Genomic DNA, 813 nt, shown 5'->3' with positions numbered 1-813 from the left:
CGCGGCGGCCGGCAAGCGCGGCGGCGTGGGGCGCGGGCTGGCCTCGGGCGCGAGCATGTTCGTGCGGCTGTACGTGCTGCGGCTCGGGTTCCTGTGCGGCGGTGCCGGTTTCCTTTACTGCCTGTTCGTGGCTCTGGAAGCGTTCTTCCGGTATGCCGCGCTGGAGTACGACAGCGACCGCCTGAGCGAGAGCGTGCGCCGGTGAAACCTTCGGATGTCTTCGCACGCCTGTCCGGCGTGGCGGCTTTCATGGTGCCCGGCCTGGCCCTGTGGCTGCGCTCGGGCTATTCGTGGGGCGCGGTGGTCCTGCTGCTGTGCAGCCTGGCCACGGCCGGCGTGTGGCTGCGCCGGCCCCCGGGCCGCGAGGCCTGGTGGCTGTTCGCCTCCATCGTCGCCATGGGCTTCGTGTGGGCCCTCGATTTCGACCCGGCCCAGGGCGGCTGGTCCAACCTGGACCGGCCGTCCAAGTACCTGCTGGCACTGCCCTGCCTTTTCTACCTGCTGGCCTACCCGCCGCGTGCGGTCTGGCTGTGGTGGGGCCTCGCCGTGGGGGCGTGCGGCGCGGGGCTCATCGGCATCTACCAGACCGGCGTGCTGCACCTGCTGCGCGCCAACGGCTACACCAATGCGATCCAGTTCGGCGGCCTGAGCCTGCTGCTGGGCCTGATGTGTTCGGCGGCCCTGCTCGTGCAGTGGGGCCGCTGGGCGCCCTGGCAGCGCGTGGGCTGGGTGGTGTGCATCCTGCTGGGCTTCGAGGGCTCGCTGCTGTCGGAGTCGCGCGGGGGCTGGCTCGTGCTGCCGCTGGCGCTGCCC

The 813-nt window shown here is 72.0% G+C and carries 2 pseudogenes; both read left to right on the top strand.

What is annotated here, in order from left to right:
• Positions 1-205: pseudogene (locus AC27KI_RS26225) on the top strand (glycosyltransferase family 2 protein); the annotation flags it as partial.
• Positions 202-813 (top strand): annotated as a pseudogene (locus AC27KI_RS26220) (O-antigen ligase family protein); the annotation flags it as partial. The pseudogenes AC27KI_RS26225 and AC27KI_RS26220, both read left to right, overlap by 4 nt.

This window comes from Acidovorax sp. KPB24-03, from assembly GCF_057546605.1.
Note: the sequence above shows the minus strand (reverse complement) of the source record. Positions and strands in the feature narration are given on the sequence as shown.